The 16,648-nt window shown below is 60.6% G+C and carries 20 protein-coding genes; 13 read left to right on the forward strand and 7 right to left on the reverse strand.

Annotated features, from left to right (window positions below; genetic code table 11):
• Positions 1-954: 954 nt before the first annotated feature.
• The 3 genes from G3545_RS29870 to G3545_RS06145 all read right to left on the reverse strand — a co-directional run bounded on the left by G3545_RS29870 (position 955) and on the right by G3545_RS06145 (position 2,887).
• A complete protein-coding gene (locus G3545_RS29870) occupies positions 955-1,086 on the reverse strand; it encodes a hypothetical protein (RefSeq protein WP_281411707.1) in 132 nt (43 codons plus the stop codon).
• Positions 1,087-1,680: 594 nt separating this feature from the next.
• Positions 1,681-1,920, reverse strand: a complete 240-nt coding sequence (locus G3545_RS06140; RefSeq protein ID WP_170010810.1) for a hypothetical protein — start codon at positions 1,918-1,920, stop codon at positions 1,681-1,683.
• A gap of 61 nt (positions 1,921-1,981) precedes the next feature.
• Positions 1,982-2,887, reverse strand: a complete 906-nt coding sequence (locus G3545_RS06145) for a hypothetical protein (protein ID WP_170010812.1) — start codon at positions 2,885-2,887, stop codon at positions 1,982-1,984.
• Positions 2,888-4,213: 1,326 nt separating this feature from the next.
• Here G3545_RS06145 and G3545_RS06150 point away from each other — a divergent pair.
• A complete protein-coding gene (locus G3545_RS06150) occupies positions 4,214-4,504 on the forward strand; it encodes a DUF1236 domain-containing protein (protein ID WP_170010814.1) in 291 nt (96 codons plus the stop codon).
• Between the two features lie 702 nt (positions 4,505-5,206).
• On the opposite strand, the gene G3545_RS06155 is transcribed toward G3545_RS06150, so the two are convergent.
• Positions 5,207-5,950 (reverse strand): hypothetical protein, encoded by a 744-nt coding sequence (locus tag G3545_RS06155; RefSeq protein WP_170010816.1) that lies wholly within the window; start codon positions 5,948-5,950, stop codon positions 5,207-5,209.
• Entirely contained in the window at positions 5,947-6,453 is a 507-nt protein-coding gene (locus G3545_RS06160) for an RNA polymerase sigma factor (RefSeq protein WP_170010818.1), read from the reverse strand. The genes G3545_RS06155 and G3545_RS06160 overlap by 4 nt, the downstream gene beginning before the upstream one ends.
• 138 nt (positions 6,454-6,591) lie before the next feature.
• On the opposite strand from G3545_RS06160, the gene G3545_RS06170 reads away from it, so the two are divergent.
• The 9 genes from G3545_RS06170 (at position 6,592) to G3545_RS06210 (ending at position 12,296) form a co-directional block, all read left to right on the forward strand.
• Positions 6,592-8,253 (forward strand): S8 family serine peptidase, encoded by a 1,662-nt coding sequence (locus G3545_RS06170; RefSeq protein ID WP_206151383.1) that lies wholly within the window; start codon positions 6,592-6,594, stop codon positions 8,251-8,253.
• 248 nt (positions 8,254-8,501) lie between these two features.
• Entirely contained in the window at positions 8,502-8,894 is a 393-nt protein-coding gene (locus G3545_RS06175; protein WP_170010822.1) for a DUF1236 domain-containing protein, read from the forward strand.
• 54 nt (positions 8,895-8,948) lie between these two features.
• Positions 8,949-9,722, forward strand: coding sequence for a DUF1236 domain-containing protein (locus tag G3545_RS06180; protein WP_170010824.1), 774 nt, complete (start codon positions 8,949-8,951; stop codon positions 9,720-9,722).
• A 149-nt stretch (positions 9,723-9,871) separates the two neighbouring features.
• Complete coding sequence (locus tag G3545_RS06185) at positions 9,872-10,063, forward strand: hypothetical protein (protein ID WP_170010826.1); 192 nt, start codon at positions 9,872-9,874, stop codon at positions 10,061-10,063.
• Positions 10,064-10,257: 194 nt separating this feature from the next.
• The gene (locus G3545_RS06190) at positions 10,258-10,587 is read left to right on the forward strand and encodes a hypothetical protein (RefSeq protein WP_170010828.1); all 330 of its coding nucleotides are present in this window, start codon (positions 10,258-10,260) and stop codon (positions 10,585-10,587) included.
• A gap of 109 nt (positions 10,588-10,696) precedes the next feature.
• On the forward strand, positions 10,697-10,930 hold the full coding sequence (locus G3545_RS06195) for a hypothetical protein (RefSeq protein ID WP_170010830.1): 234 nt from the start codon (positions 10,697-10,699) through the stop codon (positions 10,928-10,930).
• A gap of 84 nt (positions 10,931-11,014) precedes the next feature.
• A complete protein-coding gene (locus G3545_RS06200) occupies positions 11,015-11,329 on the forward strand; it encodes a PepSY domain-containing protein (RefSeq protein WP_170010832.1) in 315 nt (104 codons plus the stop codon).
• A gap of 29 nt (positions 11,330-11,358) precedes the next feature.
• On the forward strand, positions 11,359-11,979 hold the full coding sequence (locus G3545_RS06205) for a general stress protein (protein ID WP_170010834.1): 621 nt from the start codon (positions 11,359-11,361) through the stop codon (positions 11,977-11,979).
• 107 nt (positions 11,980-12,086) lie between these two features.
• Entirely contained in the window at positions 12,087-12,296 is a 210-nt protein-coding gene (locus G3545_RS06210; RefSeq protein ID WP_170010836.1) for a hypothetical protein, read from the forward strand.
• A 103-nt stretch (positions 12,297-12,399) separates the two neighbouring features.
• On the opposite strand, the gene G3545_RS06215 is transcribed toward G3545_RS06210, so the two are convergent.
• A complete protein-coding gene (locus G3545_RS06215) occupies positions 12,400-12,636 on the reverse strand; it encodes a hypothetical protein (RefSeq protein WP_170010838.1) in 237 nt (78 codons plus the stop codon).
• 307 nt (positions 12,637-12,943) lie between these two features.
• Between G3545_RS06215 and G3545_RS06220 the strand changes: the two genes are divergently transcribed.
• Both G3545_RS06220 and G3545_RS06225 read left to right on the forward strand, forming a co-directional pair.
• Entirely contained in the window at positions 12,944-13,357 is a 414-nt protein-coding gene (locus G3545_RS06220; protein WP_170010840.1) for a hypothetical protein, read from the forward strand.
• A gap of 163 nt (positions 13,358-13,520) precedes the next feature.
• Positions 13,521-13,943 (forward strand): hypothetical protein, encoded by a 423-nt coding sequence (locus tag G3545_RS06225; protein ID WP_246702711.1) that lies wholly within the window; start codon positions 13,521-13,523, stop codon positions 13,941-13,943.
• Positions 13,944-14,043: 100 nt separating this feature from the next.
• Here the strand turns inward: G3545_RS06225 and G3545_RS06230 are convergent, their stop codons facing one another.
• Positions 14,044-14,664, reverse strand: a complete 621-nt coding sequence (locus G3545_RS06230; RefSeq protein WP_170010842.1) for a hypothetical protein — start codon at positions 14,662-14,664, stop codon at positions 14,044-14,046.
• Between the two features lie 155 nt (positions 14,665-14,819).
• Between G3545_RS06230 and G3545_RS06235 the strand changes: the two genes are divergently transcribed.
• Entirely contained in the window at positions 14,820-16,517 is a 1,698-nt protein-coding gene (locus G3545_RS06235; protein ID WP_170010844.1) for a GMC family oxidoreductase, read from the forward strand.
• Positions 16,518-16,648 lie beyond the last annotated feature (131 nt).

The raw sequence follows: 16,648 nt of genomic DNA on the forward strand, positions 1-16,648 counted from the left end.
ATCGCCAGCGACATTCTGGATGCTAGGGCCTATGCTATCTGTATTCGCGGCAGCATAAATGCCCGCGCCCAAAAACGATCGGGCATTCCCCATTTTGGGCGCCCGTCACACATTCATCGGGCGCTGAAATGTTTACCGAGACGTGGCGTGCCATACGCCGGGCCGTGGAAGGCCTGGCGGAAGCGCCGCATTCGAAACCGGCGTATTTGTAATCCCGATCGAACGCCTCGCCACCTCGCTCCGGCCGGGCGCGCCCATAGCTGTCAGCAGCGCTCCGGTCGCGATCGAGGTGGCCGGCTGGATGCAGGCGAACTGTGCAGGCGTGCTGGCCGTTGCATGGGCCGGCGATGGCCCGTTGGTGCTGGCGCGGTATGGCGAAACTGGCGGCGAGGGCGACGAGCTGAAGTAGGGCGACGCGACTCGTCCACCAGCCCGGCAGCATGACCAACTAAAGCCACTGCGAAAGGAGGCGGCGGTAATAAGCTTGTTCAAGGAACCGAGGCGCATCAACCCAAACGCGCTCAAAAAGACCTCGCTTGCCGAAGTCACCGACCTCGTGATGCGGGAGGAGGATATGCGTCGGTCTAAAGATGCCGCGAAGACCGCTCGTCTAAGGGAGGCAAGGCTGCTTCGTTCAGACGACAAGCAGGAACAGTCACGCCCATCGCCATCCCGCGATAAAAGTCTCAAATCCATCAATTGATGGAATGAAGCCGAAGGTACCCCCGCTAGGGTGCGCCGTGCTCTAGCGATCTATCCTCTACGGCACGTGACGGTGGAGGTTTCGCTGGTGTTCCGACCGACCCACTGGCGAGCCTTCACCGTTTTCGTCCCAATGTTCCTACCGGTCGGACGGAGTTGAACGCTTTCCGGATGAACCAGCAACTCGAGGAGCGGGCGCGAGCCCAGTGCGCCGCCGACGTGGACGCCTCCGATCCTCCGGTGAGAGACCGGTTAGCCTGCATCGAACGCTATTGGCTGGTTGTCGCCGCCGAGATTGCCGGCGGCCATATCGTGGAACGCGGAGTCGCTCTCCCGGCCGATTTTGATGAGCGTGTGCGGAAGTTTTTGTATCTTCGTCGCCATCGGGTTTAGCGGCCTTCGATCCCGTGGACAGAAGGAGATAAGCAAGGCCGGGAAGGCGCCGCTTGGTGTTGAGACGAGCCACGCCTTCACCGGCACCGCGGGCGCTGGGAGCAACCCGCGGTCTTCTTCAACGTCGATCTATCGGCACCGGTTCACAACCGACTGTGGCCCTATGCGCGGTGGAACCTGCCATCAAATGTTGTGGCCGACGATGCCGCGCGTACTAACCTCATTTCCCGAGGCTGGGTTGCCAGAAAGGAACCTCTATGGCGACATACCTTTTCGAGGTTCGCGGCGACCGCGGGGGCAGCGAGGCGGATCTGCCTGATGACGCGGCCGCGTGGTCGGCGCTCGTCACGTGGTGCGGAGAAATGTTACGGGATGAAGGCGGCAAACTTTCTGAATCGAACGGTTTGAGTTTGACCGTCCGCCAAGGGGGGCGTTGGGTAGCCACTATCGACGTTGCGGCCCGTCACCACCCGTTGGCCCGCCATTAGCGTCCACTCCGTCCTCCCATGACCCAGGTTTGGCAACCCGCGCGATGGCTCTTGCCGCGGCCAGCCAATGGATAGGTCCACCCCGAGTTGGCTTTCCCTATAACCGGTATCCCACCTTGTCCTCCGAGATGAGCTTGTCCCGGATTTCCTCCAACGTCATGGGTGGCTCGTTATCCCGCTGAACCAGGAAGCGGTCGGTCATTCTGTTGGGGTCAGCTGCCCTGAGCTCAAGCGTCGCAAGTGCTTCACCAAGAGTGCCCACCGTAGCAAATGGCTCGACGGTGCTTTCCGTAGTCCAATCAGCCGAGACCTCGAAAAGCTTGTATGTGTCCGACATCCGATCGCCCTCCTACATTCGGCGCTCTCGCTGGATAGCGAGAGCGCCAAAGGACCACGCCTCAGCTTGCTGGCAAGTCGTCGCGCAACCTGCCGCCCACCGTCGCGAAGTAGGTGGCCGAAAAGGCGCCTACGAGAAGCGAGACGAACACCCAGAGGGAGGTGTAAATCCCGACCTTGCGCGCCGTTTCCGCAGCCTGCTTTGCTTTGGCTGCGACTTCGTCCGCAGTCGCCTTCGCCTTAGCAAGCACGTCGTTTACCCGCTTCTCCGCATCCTGCGGGCTGAGGCCGGTTTCGCGCGCGACCACCTGTGAGACATAAGCCTTGTCATCTGCAGACAGATCACCGTTGATCGCCGATCGGGCGAGTATCCGCCCGACCTCCGCTCGCGCATTACCTACGTCGCCTTGCGCAGGTGGCGTCTGCGTGCGGAAAAGCATGTCGGTAAAATAGGCCACCGGACTTTGGCCGTCGGTATTTGCGTTCGCGCCGGTGGCTCCCACTGCAGCAGACGCTGCTTGGCCACCGGCCTGCACCGCCGCACCAGCGACATTCGCTGCACCGCTCGTGACTGTCGCCAGGGCGGAAGCCAAAAGCGTCGCACTCACCAACGTGGCAACGGCCCACACGGCGAAGCCGTGAGCGGTATCGCGGAAAAACACCTCATCGGTGTGAACGCCGACCCAGGTCGTACGAAGTCGACCCGCGATATACCCCCCCACGCCCGAAGCAAAAAGCTGGACGGCGAGGAGCCAGGCGACTGCCAGCACTCCCAATGTTGTGGCCGAGACCCCGCTGTTCGACCACGGGGAGATGGACACAAGGCCTAGACCGGCCCCGAGCGAGACCAAGGTGATTGTGAGAGCCGCGCCCACCGCCGCGCCAGCGATAATTGCTCCCCACGAAACCGCGGATTGGGCTGACTCTTCGCCTATGGCGCTGGTTGCTAAAATTGCGCGATCGGACATCTGCGAAAAACTCCAGATTGAGACGGCTGAATGTGTCTCTCAGCGCGTGAAAAGCGCGAGAAGGATGATGATCGGAATCGGAATGCCGATCAGCCAAAGAAGAATGCCGCGACCCATGGGAAAATCCTCCACTCGCCGGCCGCAACGGCCGGACTGTCGCTGAAACAAGCCAACATGGACGAATGTTCCTTGTCTGTCGGAAGGTTAGCGAGATGCCGACTACGGGAACTTGAATCGAGATGCGCCGCGATGGTTTGTGAACATGGCGGCGCATCCAAGAGCGTCGGGCCTACTGCGGATTCGTGGGGGCTTGCGGGTTGGTCTGCGGCCGGTGGGTACAGTCCGCCGCGCCTGCGGGACAGCTGCCAGACTGACGCAAGGTATTGGAGTTTGAGCCATCTCTGCTGGTGGTGCTGCCCTGGTTGCCCGCAAGCCCGGAGCCGCTGCTCTGGCTAGCGCCGGTGCCGCCGCCCGTGCCCACATGGCCTCCGGTCGGCAGAGCGAACGCCCCTTCCCTTTCCGGACCTCGCCCCGTTCTCCTTCGGGAAGGTTGGGCTTTTTTCATTTGTCCTTAGGCCAACCCCTTAGTCCGCTGCGGCAGCTTGCCTCTCACACTCTCTCAGTTGCCCTGCACCACGAACGCCGGGGGGCTGCTCCGCTCGACTAACGTGAACCCACCGCAGCCCGCGCATAAAAGACGCGGACCCTTAGTTGGTATAGGCAGTCACCTCTCTAGCCGTATACATTCCTCAATGCCTGTGGTGGTCAACATAATCGTCCCGCGTATTTCCATAATATGACCGTGCTTTATCAGACGGTTGACGATGACATTTGACACGCCACCGTGGTGATACAGAAACCCAGCGAGCTCCGCTCGGCTTGCAAAAGCGATCTGGCGAACTCGTAGAGCGTGAAAGATCTGCAGAAGCACGTCCCTGTCGCTCATCAGTATCATGCGTGCCGTCCGCTGGGTGAAAGATCGGAATCAACGTCGACGTTCGCAATTCCGTTCAGTGGCATTCGGGCTTCGACCGTTCGACTGCAGGCTTACGCATGTGCCCTAAATACTGGCCCGCCAGAGGGCGACTTAGGGGACGCCACGGTGGACCGACCGCGCGTCCTACGTACGAGTGGGTCTCGCACCGTGGAATAAACGCTCCCGCCTGTTCGTTTGCTGATTGGGAAATGGACGTCAACCGCGCCTTCGGACGAAGGTGTGGTCATTTGCGTTTCGTCATTACAGTAACTTTTAAATAAATAATTCTGCCGGGAACAGCTTTCTCTTTCAAGTATTTCCAACCTGCGAGATTACATATGGAGGTTCGCATGAATAAGGTTCTGTATGCCGCGCTGGTGGCCGGTGTTGTTGCTCATCCGTCGTCGGTGTTTGCGCAGTCAGCAGTGGTAGCTGTGCCGTCCGAGGTTGAGACCTATGTCGTGCAGGAAAAGACTCCATCGGTGAAGATCGAGCGCGAAGTTATTGTTGGATCCGAACTCCCGGACGCAATCGAGCTTCGTGCCGTTCCGAAGTTCAACACTTACAGTTATGCAGTGGTGAACAACAGGCGCGTCATCGTCGAAGCGAAGACGCGAAAAGTAATCAAAGTGATCGATTGAGAATACGGCGATGCGGAAGATAGTGTTTGCATCCGCCGCAATATTATCTGCTCTCTTTTTTGGCCTCATCGCTGCGGCGACACCGATGCCCGAGGAGAGCACCAGCCCCGCGTCAGGCTACGGAGTGTTTGCGCTACAGGCCCATCATCGCCTGTAGCCCGTCGGGCTCATTTCATGGGTCGCGGCGGCGGTAATTGCCGCGGTGGCCATCGGAATCTCGGAGGCGACTATGCGCAAAATGCCCTCAATTGTGTTCGCCGGCTTATCAGCGTCCGGCAGCGTGCAGCGATACGAGCAGCGTAATACCCCTGATAACGACAACGTTTCGCGTAGGCAGGCTCGCAGGAGTGCCAACGAGCGACGCAGTCGGAGAAGGGTCATGTCGTCGTCAGGTCAACCGCCGGCAAGATAATCGACACCTTCATCATCGCGCAGCGGCGATGATGCAGGTTGTTCCCACCGGAACCCTGGGGGCGACCAAACGCCGCCCGGCAATCACCCCTGCTTTTGCCGGGCGGCTGACTTCCGTAGTGCGTGACCGATGGCGTGCTGGGGTTAACACCGAAGTGGCGGGCTGCAAGTCATTCGCGAGCCCGCGACCCACCCCGGCATACCTGGCCCGCGCCCCACCCCGGCATACCTGGTTGGACGAGACGCTGCTCTATTCGCCGCTAGAGAAAGAAACGCCGTCCGGAACGCTAGCTACCGCGCCAGTTGGCGCTCCTCGTCCTCGGGCGTCAGCGGATCTCCTGCCTTTATCTGCTGCAGGTACAAGTCGATGACGGTTTCGCCGCTCGCCGGAACGTATGCATCCGATGACGGCTTGGCGATTGCGGCCATAGTGCGCCACGTGCCCTCGTAGCGGCACGCTAGCGCTTCAGCCCTCGTCTGGTCAGCGACAAGTACGTAATCTCGACAAAGAGTGCCGTCCTCGAGCCGGTAGGTAGCGACGGGATCCAGCACGCCGCCCGCAATTGGCCGCCGCTCCCCAGACGCCAACTTTTGCAGCGCCGCCGAGACATCCGGATCGTCGAGGTGGCTGAGCGCCGTGCGTCCCGGATCAACCAAGGGCGACGCACCCAGGAAATATCCGAGGCCACCAGCGAATACGAGGAGGGCAGCCGCGGACAAGCCCGCGCCTGTCATCCGATAGCGGGAGGTCAGAAACGTGGACCACCGGTATGGCTTTTCTTCAACAGGTCTCGTGTCTGGGCGTCGAGCCATGGCAGAGATAGCCGAGATCAGTTCCGGTGACGCCTGTTCAAGGCCACGGCTTATCGCCGCCCGCGCTAGACGACGACTACGAGTAAATCCCACCAACTCCTTTATGAGCTCTGGATCGCTGGCCATCGCGGTTTCCACCGCCAGAGCGACGTCTTCGTCAAGCTCGCCGTCCGCATACGCCATGAGTGTCTCGTCACTCGGATGCAGGTGGAGGTTCTTCATCCCCGCTCCCTCACGTCGGTCTCGTGTCCGTACGCCTCGACGAGCCGCTTGCGCGCTCGTGCCAATCTGCTCATCACTGTACCGATCGGAACGTTCAATATATCGGCTGTCTCGCGGTAGGACAGTTCGTCAACGCAGACGAGCAACAACACTTCGCGCTGCTCCCAAGGCAAATCCTCAACTCGTTCGGCAATCTGGGAGAACTCAACGCGGCTAAGCGCATGACGTTCGCCGTCGATTACCATGTCGCTCGCCTCCGCGCCTTCAACCTCGGCCTGGACCCGCGCTCGTCGCACGCCGTCAATCCAGCAGTTCCTTATGATCCGAAAAACCCAGGCATCCAGACGCGTGCCGGGTGTCCAGGAAGATGATTGCAGCAGCGCCCGCTCGCAGGCGCTCTGAACTAGATCATCCGCGAGGGCGGATGACTGGCAGAGCGCGTAGGCATACCGACGGAGCCGAGGCAACAGCATCGGCAGTTCGCTGCGCACGGACGGTGACATCTCAACCCTGCCGATAAGTACTGGAATAACGAACGAGCGGTCCGGTTTATTCCCCCGGGGATCGCGCAGGGATCAAATCGCTTGCGGTGCCGTTATGTTCCGGGCGCCGCTCGTGAGGCGTCGTTTGGCAGATCTCACATGCGCTTATCCCGATATTTGCTTGTGCTGACGGGGCTCGTCGTCCTCGCCGCCATGCTTCCCCTAAAGCCGACGATCGAGAGGTGGACGCCTGGCGTCAAAACCGCCGCAGCCGACGCAAAGGACGGCAACGGCAATGGCGGCGGCAATGGCGGCGGCAACGGCAATGGCAATGGCGGCGGCAGTGGCAATGGCAATGGCAATGGCGGCGGCAATGGCAATGGCGGGGCGAAGGGGAATGGGAAGGCCAACGGCAACAGCAAGAAAGCGGGTGTAGACGTCGGCGAGGTCGAAGCCCGATCCTCCGGCGTCGCGTTCACCGCTGCTACGGGATTGTATGGCCTGTCCCCTCTTAAAACCTTTATTCTCAAGATAGAGGCCAAACGCAGCAGAAAAATCGCCCAGGTGTCGACGCCCGGGTTGAGGAGACAGAGCACGAACGCGACAAGGCGAGGCAATCAGGCGGCCGTGCGCAGTTGGGCAGCCGGGGGAACGGGGTCCACCGCTTCGATGGCGCAATTTTCGGGACCTGCGCGGCGCAGCGGGATCGTCGTGTCTGGTCTGAAATCTGCCGACATCGCGCGCCTGTCGGCAAAGGGGCTAAGGGTAACACGCGGCACAACCGTCGCGCGCCCCCCGGTTGTCACGTTCCAGCTTCCTACGGGAATGTCATTGCAGGCCGGACTTCGCGCCGTCTCCGAAGTAAATGCGCAAGCCGTGTCAGATGCCGATGCCTACTATCACACCGACGCCGGCCCCACCGATTGCCCTTCGTGCGCCGCGGCGCAGGTTCAATGGTCGGGCGCGACCTGCGGCAGGCCGCCTGTGATCGGAATGATCGACACCAAGGTCGACACGGCCCATGAGGCCCTCATTGGCCAGGACATTGAGGTGGTGGATCTTCCAGGCGGATCGGGTACGTCACGCGCTGAGCATGGAACCGCTATCGCTGCATTGCTGACCGGCAAGCGGGAAAGCGAAGTTCCCGGCTTGATGCCGCAGGCAAAATTGCTCGCCGTCGATGCCTTTGCCGTTGAAGACGGTGAAGAGCGTGCGGATGTCGTGCATCTGGTCGATGCGCTTGAAGCGCTGTCACGAAGGGGCGTCCGCCTCGTGAACCTCAGCTTCTCCGGGCCGCCTAATACCGTGCTCAAGCAGGCTATCGATAAAGCCCTGGCGGAAGGAATGATCTTGGTGGCCGCTGCCGGGAACAATGGTGCGGGTGGCGGCCCAGCATATCCTGCCGCCTATCCCGGCGTCCTCGCCGTTACTGCCGTCGATAGCGACGCGCGGATCTATAGTCGCGCCACGCGGGGAGATTACGTCGCGCTCGCTGCCCCGGGCGTGAGGATCAGGACGGCTGCCGCTGGGGGTGGAGACACCACGCATTCGGGAACATCATTCGCAGTGCCTTTCGTAACGGTCGCCGTGGCCAGCCTATTGTCACGCGACCCAGCGCTGGATGCCACGGCGGTCTCGGGATATCTCTCCACGGCAGCCCGCGATCTCGGTCGGCCCGGACGGGACCCTGTTTATGGCTGGGGCTTGCTGCAAACGGCTGGCATATGCGATTGGCCCCGAGCCGCACCAATGGCGCCGATCGCTGGCGATATGACGCCTGGGGGATCTGCCGAGGGATCTTCCCGCAAGGGTCGGGAATAAACTCCCTCTCTCATTCGTTTGCGTCATGAATCCGCGGCACGCATCGCTCGCCAACCTGATTGGTGGGATATGCGCAAACGCGCCCTGCCGTCAGAAGACAGTTAGTCCGATCTGTTCTCCCGCGAATGTAGTATTCGTGGGGTCTTTGGCGTTTGTACTACCGTATCGTCACAGATTTATATTCATATAATTGGAAACTTTACACTCTGGTCGCGTTCTACATTCTCTTTCGGCAAATGGAGTGCAACATGAACAAAATTCTTCTCGTGAGTGCCGTTGCGTTGAGCGGCCTTCTCGTTCCCGCCGAGGCGTTCGCCCAGGAAGGCGCGGTGCCAGGTGCAATTGGTGGCGCGGCAGCGGGCGCGGTTATCGGCGGACCAGTGGGTGCCGTGGTGGGGGGCGTCGCGGGCGCTACCGTGGGTGCGGCGGCCACCCCGCCGGCCGAAGTACGTACCTACGTGATTCATGAAGACGCCCCTTCGGTCCGTGTAGAGCGCGAAGTGGTGGTCGGTTCGGAACTGCCTGACACCGTGGTCCTGCGGTCCGTACCCAAATACGAAACGTATAGCTACGCCGTGGTGAATGATCGCCGCGTCATCGTCGAGGCCAAGACCCGCAAGGTCGTCCAGATCGTCGAGTGACCCTGTAAGCGTGTAAGGCCGCACGTTCACGCCAACTCATCCATGGAGGATAAGATGCGGAAACTCGCTATCACGGCGAGCACGTTGGTTCCAGCGATGTTGTTCGCCGGGACGCTTGCGGCGCAGACCCCGTTGCCGCAGGAGCAGCAGCGTGGCCCTGCGGCTTCCGAGGCGCCGAAAAGCCCAGGCGCGGGCAGCGGCAAGACGGAACCGGGCGCAGCTGGCAACGCACAGCGCGCCCCCGACGCAAGCGGTGGCGAAAGCGCGCGAGGCAACGAGCAACCCATGTCGCGACAGAAGAGCGGCGCGGCTCCATCCAAGGAGATGGAACAGCGGCAGGGCAAGGAAGGCACCGCGCCATCGAAGGAGATGCAGCAACAAGGCAAGACGGAAGACGCCACTCCTTCAAAGAAGAAGACGCAGGACGCCCAGCGGCAGGATGAGAGTTCGCCGAACAGTGCCCAGCGCAAGCCGGACACGTCATCAACCCAGGAGACCCAGCGCAGCAAGACCGAAACAGAGCAGCGCTCCGGCAGCAAGCAGGGCTCCGACGTGGAGACCACTGGGAGCGTTGGTATCACCGCCGAGAAGCGCACAACCATCCGCGAGACGATCACGCGAGAGCGTGTGACGCCGATACGCGACGTGAATTTCTCAGTGAACGTCGGCATCGAAGTGCCGCGGACGATTGAGCTTCGCCCGCTGCCCGCACGGGTGATCGAGATCGTCCCGCAATATCGGCGGTACCGTTACTTCATCCTCGCCGACGGGCGGATCGTCATCGTCGAGCCGGCGTCGTACAAGATCGTCTACATCATCACGGCTTGAACCCAACAGGTGTTGCTCCCCGAGGGGCGCTCGGGAAGCAGCCTGTGCCGCCCGGCAGCATCGTTGCCCGCTGCCGGGCGGCCGCGCAAACCAAAAGCATAGCTTTGTGCGGTCCGCCTCTTAGATCTTCACGTGCATTGGAGAAGAGAATGACAGATCAGCATCACTTGCTTAAATCTCTTCGAACCTTGATGAGCGAAATCGAAGATATTCAGTCTAAGGCTGCGACCTGCGTCGCGGCTGAAGAGCGAGTTGCCCTGGAGGCCGAGCTTCAAAGTCTGATCAATCGGAAAGTGGCCGTTGAAGAGGAAATCAATCAGACGACAGGAGCTTTTAGGTAGCTAACGCGGCGCTCACATAGTGGAGTATCGCCGAATCACTACAACAACACTGCAAGAGTATCGATAGATTGGGATGACACTGTATTAATTTGTATTAGAATGTGATATTGACTCCAGTATATGCGTTTAATCTGCTGAACTTATGCTGTCTATCTGAGTTGTAATTGCATCGTTCAGATGATTTGGAGGATAAAATGTCAAGAATCGCGATCGCTGCTCTCGCACTTGCCGCCTGCGGCCTCGCCAGTGCCGCTAGTGCTGCGCCGCTCACTGTGGGCTCGCATATGTCGCTCAACAGCTCGACGGAAAACGTGCGTGTCGTCTGCCGCGAGAAGACCGTCTGGCGCACGAATAAATGGGGTCAGTCGAAGCGCGTCACCGTGCGCGATTGTGATCGCATGGGCCGGGGCCCCGGCTATTACGGTGCCGACCGTCCGCGCTACGCAGAGCCTCGCCGGGGCGGTCGCTATTATCACAATGGGCAGTATTACTCCGACCCAAGCTTCACTGTCCGGATCCGCTGACCCTCGGTCGCGCGTCCAGAGTGGCGATGAGGAATCCTCGTCGCCACTCGCCTGGGGGCGCAGCTTAGAGTTTCGTGTTGCCTTGGTTGGGTCGATCCGTGGAGTTTCGATGCCGACGTACACGCTCAGAGTTGAAGAAGACGGGTCCGACGAAGAAGTCGAACTGATGGACGATGCTGCTGCCTGGTCCGCGTTGGTCGCCTGGAGCGCGGAGATCCTGAAGGACATAGATGGAAAGCTTCCACCGCACCCAGAGTTGACGTTCTCAATTACCGAAGGCGAGCGCGTGGTTGCGGACCTCCGTGTTTGCGCGAACCGGCCATCACAGTTTCCGCAATCATAGGCGTGTGGGTAGGCCCGGAAGGGGAACTATCTTGCCTATCGCTTGTTCACTCCGCACATCTTTTGAACAAATCGGATGGTTGTCATGAAGCGCGTTTCCGTTGCCGCGGTCGCTTTCGCTATGAGTTGCGCCGCCGCCTTCGCCCAGGCCCCAGCGGCTAACCCAGATCCCGCGACGCCCGCTACAAACAACCCGGACACCAATCGCCCGGCGATGCCGGCGAAGGGAGCCAACAGCTTCACGGAAGCTCAGGCTAAGTCCCGCATCGAAGCAAAGGGATTTACTCATGTAACTAACCTCGCCAAGGATAAAGATGGTGTCTGGCGAGGAAAAGCTACAAAGGGCGGCACCTCTCACGACGTCGCACTCGACTACCAGGGGAATGTATTCCCGCATTGAGAATGAATCGTGTCGATGGAGGAAGTGCGATGACGACTATTTCCGGACTGTTTGACAATTACGACGACGCCCTCACTGCGACGAACAAACTCCAGGCATTGGGTATCGATCGTGCAAATATCAGCATCGTGGCTAACAATACGGATGACTGGTACAGCCGCCGGACGGGGAGCGCTGACACCGAGAGCGAAGCTGGAGAGGACGCGGCCAAAGGCGCCGGTGTAGGCGCTGTCGTCGGCGGAGCCGGCGGTCTTCTCGCGGGACTGGGCCTGCTCGCCATACCGGGAATCGGTCCTGTCGTGGCGGCCGGCTGGCTTGCCGCCACCGCAGCCGGTGCGGTGGCTGGTGCGGCTGCCGGCGGCGCCGTCGGCGGCATAGTCGGCGCGATGACATCGGAAGGTGTCCCGGAGACCGAAGCCAATGTTTATGCCGAAGGTGTTCGCCGCGGTGGAACTCTCGTATCGGCCCGTGTCGATGACAGTCGGGCAGCTGAAGCGCGCGCGATCCTGAACGCCAACAGGGCGGTTGACCTAACCGCGCGCGAACGCTCCTACCGTGAATCGGGGTGGTCGCGCTTCGACCCAGACGCGCCGACCTATACGGCAGAAGAAGTAGCCCGTGAACGGAGCCGGTATGGTTCCACGGTCTAAGGCTGACTGAAAATTGGCGAGACGAGGCTCGCTCTCAGATTGCGGAGAGCGAGCCTTGTTATATCCGCCGTTTTACTGGGTCATCAGTGAGCAGGGAGCGCGTCGCGATGCATGAGATCTATCGCATCGTCGGCCAAGAGGGCGCCTGGCATGTGGTCCAGGAAGCCGGCTTGGGAATGGCCTATACGACCAAGGAAGCCGCATTCGAAGCGGCTGTGAGCGCGGCCACCAACGCGATTGAGGCGGGGCATGATGTAACCATCCGCGTGCCTACGACGCGGACTGGCGAAAGTCAGGTGGGTGGCCAAAGCGACTGACAAGCCAATTCTCAGGGCCGACCTTGTCTCGCTCGTTGGGCCTAGCGATCACTAGTGCCGCGCGAAGTGCTCATAGCGTCAACGATGTCGAGCTGGCGCAGAGCTAGTTCGCCAACCGGGCGCGCAGCTCCGGCAGTGATCTGAGAGCGAAGTCGATCAGATCGTCTTGATTGCCGAGGTCCGTATCTACGCCCTCCATGATCGCCAGGGCAAGCCTCTTCCGCAGATCATCACTTGGCGGCGAACCCGTCGCCCGGCACGCCTTTTCCATCGCCACATCTAAGCATTGCACAAGATAGGCGATTGTCTCCGGATCATAACCTCTGCCGCTGAATGGCATGGCCCTGACTCCCGCGTTCCGCCGAGGTCTCGGCGTTCGAACAGTGAATCCCAATTACCAGATCACCTAATGGCCGCGCCATCAATGGGCGGCATTTTCATTCAGAGACCATTGCCCTCGGAGCCACCGGCTGCGGCCGACGGAGAGAAAAGACCTGTCTGCCTCGTGCGGCGACCGCTTCGACCGCTTCGTAGCCCCGGTCAAATTCTCGTAGGCGACCCCATTGTGAGAAACAGGCCCACCGCTGCGGAATTATCGTTTCCGGAAGGGTGGCCAACCCTGGCTGCCCAGTCAGAGGAGACGTTCCATGTGCGATTACAGCCTTGAGTCTGTCGCCTCCCGACCAGCTGAGGTCGGAGACAAACTGGTTTCGAGCCTCTTTACGAACTCGGGAACGCGCGGATTCGCCGCCGTCGGTGAACCGGAATGCGCGGTCTGCCTGCTTCCCGGAACGGAACTGGCCTTCGAAAACCAGGTTGAGTTTGAAGGGCGGTTTGGCTTCTTCTCGACCCGTAAGATCAACCAGACCGTTGCGCGGTTCCGCCATATCAATGAGAACATTCCGCGCGTGCACCATGACGCGCTAGAGTTCGCCGACGGAAGAATTGTCCTCCTTACGCAACTGAAGGATGGGCAGTTCGCGCAGGTGCTACAGCTGCCTGCGGATCCACATGTGGAGAAGTCGACGCCGGACGCCGAGAGTCAATCTGTTCTCGTTTGAAGAACTGTGCAACGGACCTCGTCGACCGCTGCATGAGCTTATTTGGACCCTCGACGACGAACCTTAAGGAAAGGGCCGCTCACGAACGGAGCGGCCCTGGAACAGAAAGCTTCCCCGCCGCTTGGTAATCGAGCCGCACGCACAGGCGGCAGGGAGGAAACCAATGTCACGCACCATAATGGCCATCGCCGCGACACTCGCGCTTACGGGCACTGCCTACGCCGGCCCATGCACCGACCGGATCACACAGATCGAAAAGTCCATGAACACCTCCGACGCCGGATCGGGACCGACCAATATGGGCTCGCCGAGTGCCGGCGGTTCCGGCGCGCCGTCGGGCCAAGCGGCCCAGACGCCGGGAACGAGTGCTACACCGGCGATGAACGCTACCGTTGGCAACAAGGCGGCGTCTCCGGCTGATGTCCGAGCCCAGACGCAGGGTAATCCGACTGCAGCGCAAGGCGGTAGCGATCAGTCCAAGCAATTGAGCGATGCGCTCGCCACAGCCAAAGCTGCAGATGCCAAGGGCGACGCTGCCGCGTGCGGCAAGGCGCTCGACGAGGCGCAAAAGTTCATTAAGAGCTGAGTGTCAGGAGCTCGCCGCGCGCATCCGCGGACCGCACGAGCGCGAGATCGCCGAGGCTGCAATCTCCGCACGGAGGAGTGCAGCGGCGCCAACCGGCGGGTTAAATCAGGCGGCGCGCGTGCAACAACTTCAAGACCAGAGCGCCGGCACGCGCGACGTCGCCATCTATTCGAGTGTCGAGTGCAGTGACCAGGGCGTCCTGTGCCTGTTGGTAGTCATCGTGCCACCAAGCGCCGGCGGCCAGCTTAGCAAGATAATCCATCCCGTCTGCGACGGTAGAGAGCACTCGGCTCTCTAGCCGTATCGGTCGCGGAAACCGTGGCGAGTGGTCTGCGGCCTTCGCCGGATGGAGCATGATGTCCTCTAATGCGAGCTCGATCATGCGGCGCGCCCTTATGATGTCGGAGCCATGGCCCGTTTCCGCGGCCTCCTCGCAGCTCAGGCGCGCTGCATCGAACGCGAGGCTCTGGCGGCGGGATGCGTGCCCCTCGATAAACGCCGCCGCTTCGTGCAGCGTGCGGAGCTCGGTGCCATCCTCGGTTCGGACAGGCCTGTCGAAGCTGGAATTCCAAAAAGGCAGATCAGGTTTTCTTTGCATGGCGGGTGTAACGCGGCAGCCTTCCATCGGTTCGCCGCCGGGGTACGGGACAACCCCGGTCGGCCCGTCGCATGCAAGGGCAGCCCGCTCAATCGAGAGGAAAGCCTCTAATTTATTGTCCATTTCGAAATATCGGAGGCGAAAGAAGCCTTAGCGTTGTTTCTTACGCTGCGGCACCTATCGAAAGTAAATGTTTCGACCATTCGCACACCGACAAATCACCTATTCTTTGTGTCCGTTTCAGCTTATCTTTCCGGTTGCAATTTCTGAGGTGAGTAATGATTCATGAATGGCTGGACGGGTTGGATGACTCAATCCATGACATCTGCATCGTAGGATCCGGCCCGGCAGGTATTTCACTCGCTCTCCAACTGGAACGTTTCGGACTATCGGTCCTGGTGCTGGAATCCGGCGCCCGGGCTCGCGAGGTGGCCAATCAAGACCTCTCCAGCGCCAACTTTCCTGATTCCGATATGCACTACGAGATGGACACCATTGTCTCCCGACAATTAGGTGGCACGTCGAATCTCTGGAGCGGCCGTTGCGTACCGTTCGATCCAATAGACTTTGCGCCTAGGCCGTCTCTGGTCGACGGCGCGTGGCCGTTTCGCTATGAGGAATTGCTTCCCTACTATGATGGCGCGTCCCGGTACGCTCATTCGGGGCCGCCGATATTTAGCCTTCCCTCGGAGAATTCCAGATCCTCCGACGATGACTTCAGTTGCGCCACGCTTGAGCGATGGAGCCGCGATCGGCGCATGCACGTCGCGCATAAGGCGCGACTGACCAACAGCCGCCTCATCGATATCCGCTTGCGCGTGACCGCCACGGGACTGAACTTCACCGAAGCGGGCCGCGTTCACTCGATCGACGTCGTGCGATCGGATGGCAATGAGCGCCGGCGCATCCGGGTACGCAAGCTTGTCCTGGCCGCGGGTGGGCTCGAGACGACACGCCTTCTACTCGCCGCGCAGCGCTATGCACCCGAGCGCTTCGGTGGCCGCAACGGCTCGCTCGGGCGCTATTATATGGGGCACGTCACCGGCATCATCGCGGAGATCGAGTTCCAGAATCCGGAACTCGATCAGGAACTCGACTTTTTCATCCATGACGGGGTCTATGCGCGCCGCCGCTTCGTGCCGAGTTTCGCAACCCAGTTGCGCGAGCAGATTCTCAATGTCGCAATGTGGCCGATCATTCCCAAGGTGGCGGACCCCGGGCACGGCAATGGCGTGCTGTCGCTCAGTTACCTGGCATTGTCGCATGAGAAGCTGGGCGGACGCCTCGTCGCCGAGTTGATCCGCAAGCGGCACGCCGGCCTGGAAGCCGATCGGGGCCTGCATCTGCGAAACGTGCTCAGGGACCTCCCTCACACGGCGGCTTTTGTGCCGAGTTTTCTATGGCGCCGCTATGTTTCGAAGCCTGGACTGCCTGGGCTATTCCTGCGCAGTCCTGATCATCGCTATGGACTGTTCTACCAGTCGGAGCAATCGCCGAACCCTGATAGCCGGGTCACACTGACCAGCGCCGTGGATCGCACCGGCTTGCCCAAACTGATGATCGATCTGCGGATACGCGAAGAGGATGCGCAGTCGGTGGTGCGGGCACACGAACTATTCTCGCAGTGGCTACATCGCAGTGGCCAGGGCACATTGAGTTACAGGATGCCACGGCCCGATCGCATCGACGCAGTGCTCGCACAGGCGCGTCACGGCAGCCATCAGATTGGCACCGTCCGCTTGGGAAAATCCCGTACGACCGCGGTTGTGGACAAAGATCTCCGGGCGTTCGATTCCCCGAACCTATTCGCGGTCAGCAGCGCCGTGCTGCCAACGTCCAGCCAAGCCAATCCCACCCTTACAACGATGGCTCTTGCTCTCCGCCTGGCGGACACTCTTGTCCGCGAGGATGCGCGTGAACGCTACCCGGCGGCCGTCGCAACAATCGAACCAAAGCGATCGACGGTTCAGGCCTGAGTGAAGCGGAGTGGACGAGGTGATTTCTCGGACTACCTTGCAGCGCTCGCAAGGTTCAATTCCATCACTTGATTGAATGCTGCCTAGGCGCTTCCGCTAGGGTGCAAAGTGCTTACTGTTCCACCCTCTAC

Source organism: Starkeya sp. ORNL1, assembly GCF_012971745.1.
In the GTDB taxonomy this organism is placed as follows: Bacteria; Pseudomonadota; Alphaproteobacteria; order Rhizobiales; family Xanthobacteraceae; genus Ancylobacter.

Coding starts and splice junctions, on each gene's coding strand:
- G3545_RS06145 (WP_170010812.1), bottom strand. CDS start 2,887: ATGTCCGATCGCGCAATTTTAGCAACCAGCGCCATAGGCGAAGAGTCA.
- G3545_RS06190 (WP_170010828.1), top strand. CDS start 10,258: ATGTCAAGAATCGCGATCGCTGCTCTCGCACTTGCCGCCTGCGGCCTC.
- G3545_RS06230 (WP_170010842.1), bottom strand. CDS start 14,664: ATGGACAATAAATTAGAGGCTTTCCTCTCGATTGAGCGGGCTGCCCTT.
- G3545_RS06220 (WP_170010840.1), top strand. CDS start 12,944: ATGTGCGATTACAGCCTTGAGTCTGTCGCCTCCCGACCAGCTGAGGTC.
- G3545_RS06175 (WP_170010822.1), top strand. CDS start 8,502: ATGAACAAAATTCTTCTCGTGAGTGCCGTTGCGTTGAGCGGCCTTCTC.
- G3545_RS29870 (WP_281411707.1), bottom strand. CDS start 1,086: ATGGCGACGAAGATACAAAAACTTCCGCACACGCTCATCAAAATCGGC.
- G3545_RS06185 (WP_170010826.1), top strand. CDS start 9,872: ATGACAGATCAGCATCACTTGCTTAAATCTCTTCGAACCTTGATGAGC.
- G3545_RS06150 (WP_170010814.1), top strand. CDS start 4,214: ATGAATAAGGTTCTGTATGCCGCGCTGGTGGCCGGTGTTGTTGCTCAT.
- G3545_RS06205 (WP_170010834.1), top strand. CDS start 11,359: ATGACGACTATTTCCGGACTGTTTGACAATTACGACGACGCCCTCACT.
- G3545_RS06235 (WP_170010844.1), top strand. CDS start 14,820: ATGATTCATGAATGGCTGGACGGGTTGGATGACTCAATCCATGACATC.
- G3545_RS06180 (WP_170010824.1), top strand. CDS start 8,949: ATGCGGAAACTCGCTATCACGGCGAGCACGTTGGTTCCAGCGATGTTG.
- G3545_RS06215 (WP_170010838.1), bottom strand. CDS start 12,636: ATGCCATTCAGCGGCAGAGGTTATGATCCGGAGACAATCGCCTATCTT.
- G3545_RS06155 (WP_170010816.1), bottom strand. CDS start 5,950: ATGAAGAACCTCCACCTGCATCCGAGTGACGAGACACTCATGGCGTAT.
- G3545_RS06225 (WP_246702711.1), top strand. CDS start 13,521: ATGTCACGCACCATAATGGCCATCGCCGCGACACTCGCGCTTACGGGC.
- G3545_RS06140 (WP_170010810.1), bottom strand. CDS start 1,920: ATGTCGGACACATACAAGCTTTTCGAGGTCTCGGCTGATTGGACTACG.
- G3545_RS06200 (WP_170010832.1), top strand. CDS start 11,015: ATGAAGCGCGTTTCCGTTGCCGCGGTCGCTTTCGCTATGAGTTGCGCC.
- G3545_RS06160 (WP_170010818.1), bottom strand. CDS start 6,453: ATGTCACCGTCCGTGCGCAGCGAACTGCCGATGCTGTTGCCTCGGCTC.
- G3545_RS06170 (WP_206151383.1), top strand. CDS start 6,592: ATGCGCTTATCCCGATATTTGCTTGTGCTGACGGGGCTCGTCGTCCTC.
- G3545_RS06195 (WP_170010830.1), top strand. CDS start 10,697: ATGCCGACGTACACGCTCAGAGTTGAAGAAGACGGGTCCGACGAAGAA.
- G3545_RS06210 (WP_170010836.1), top strand. CDS start 12,087: ATGCATGAGATCTATCGCATCGTCGGCCAAGAGGGCGCCTGGCATGTG.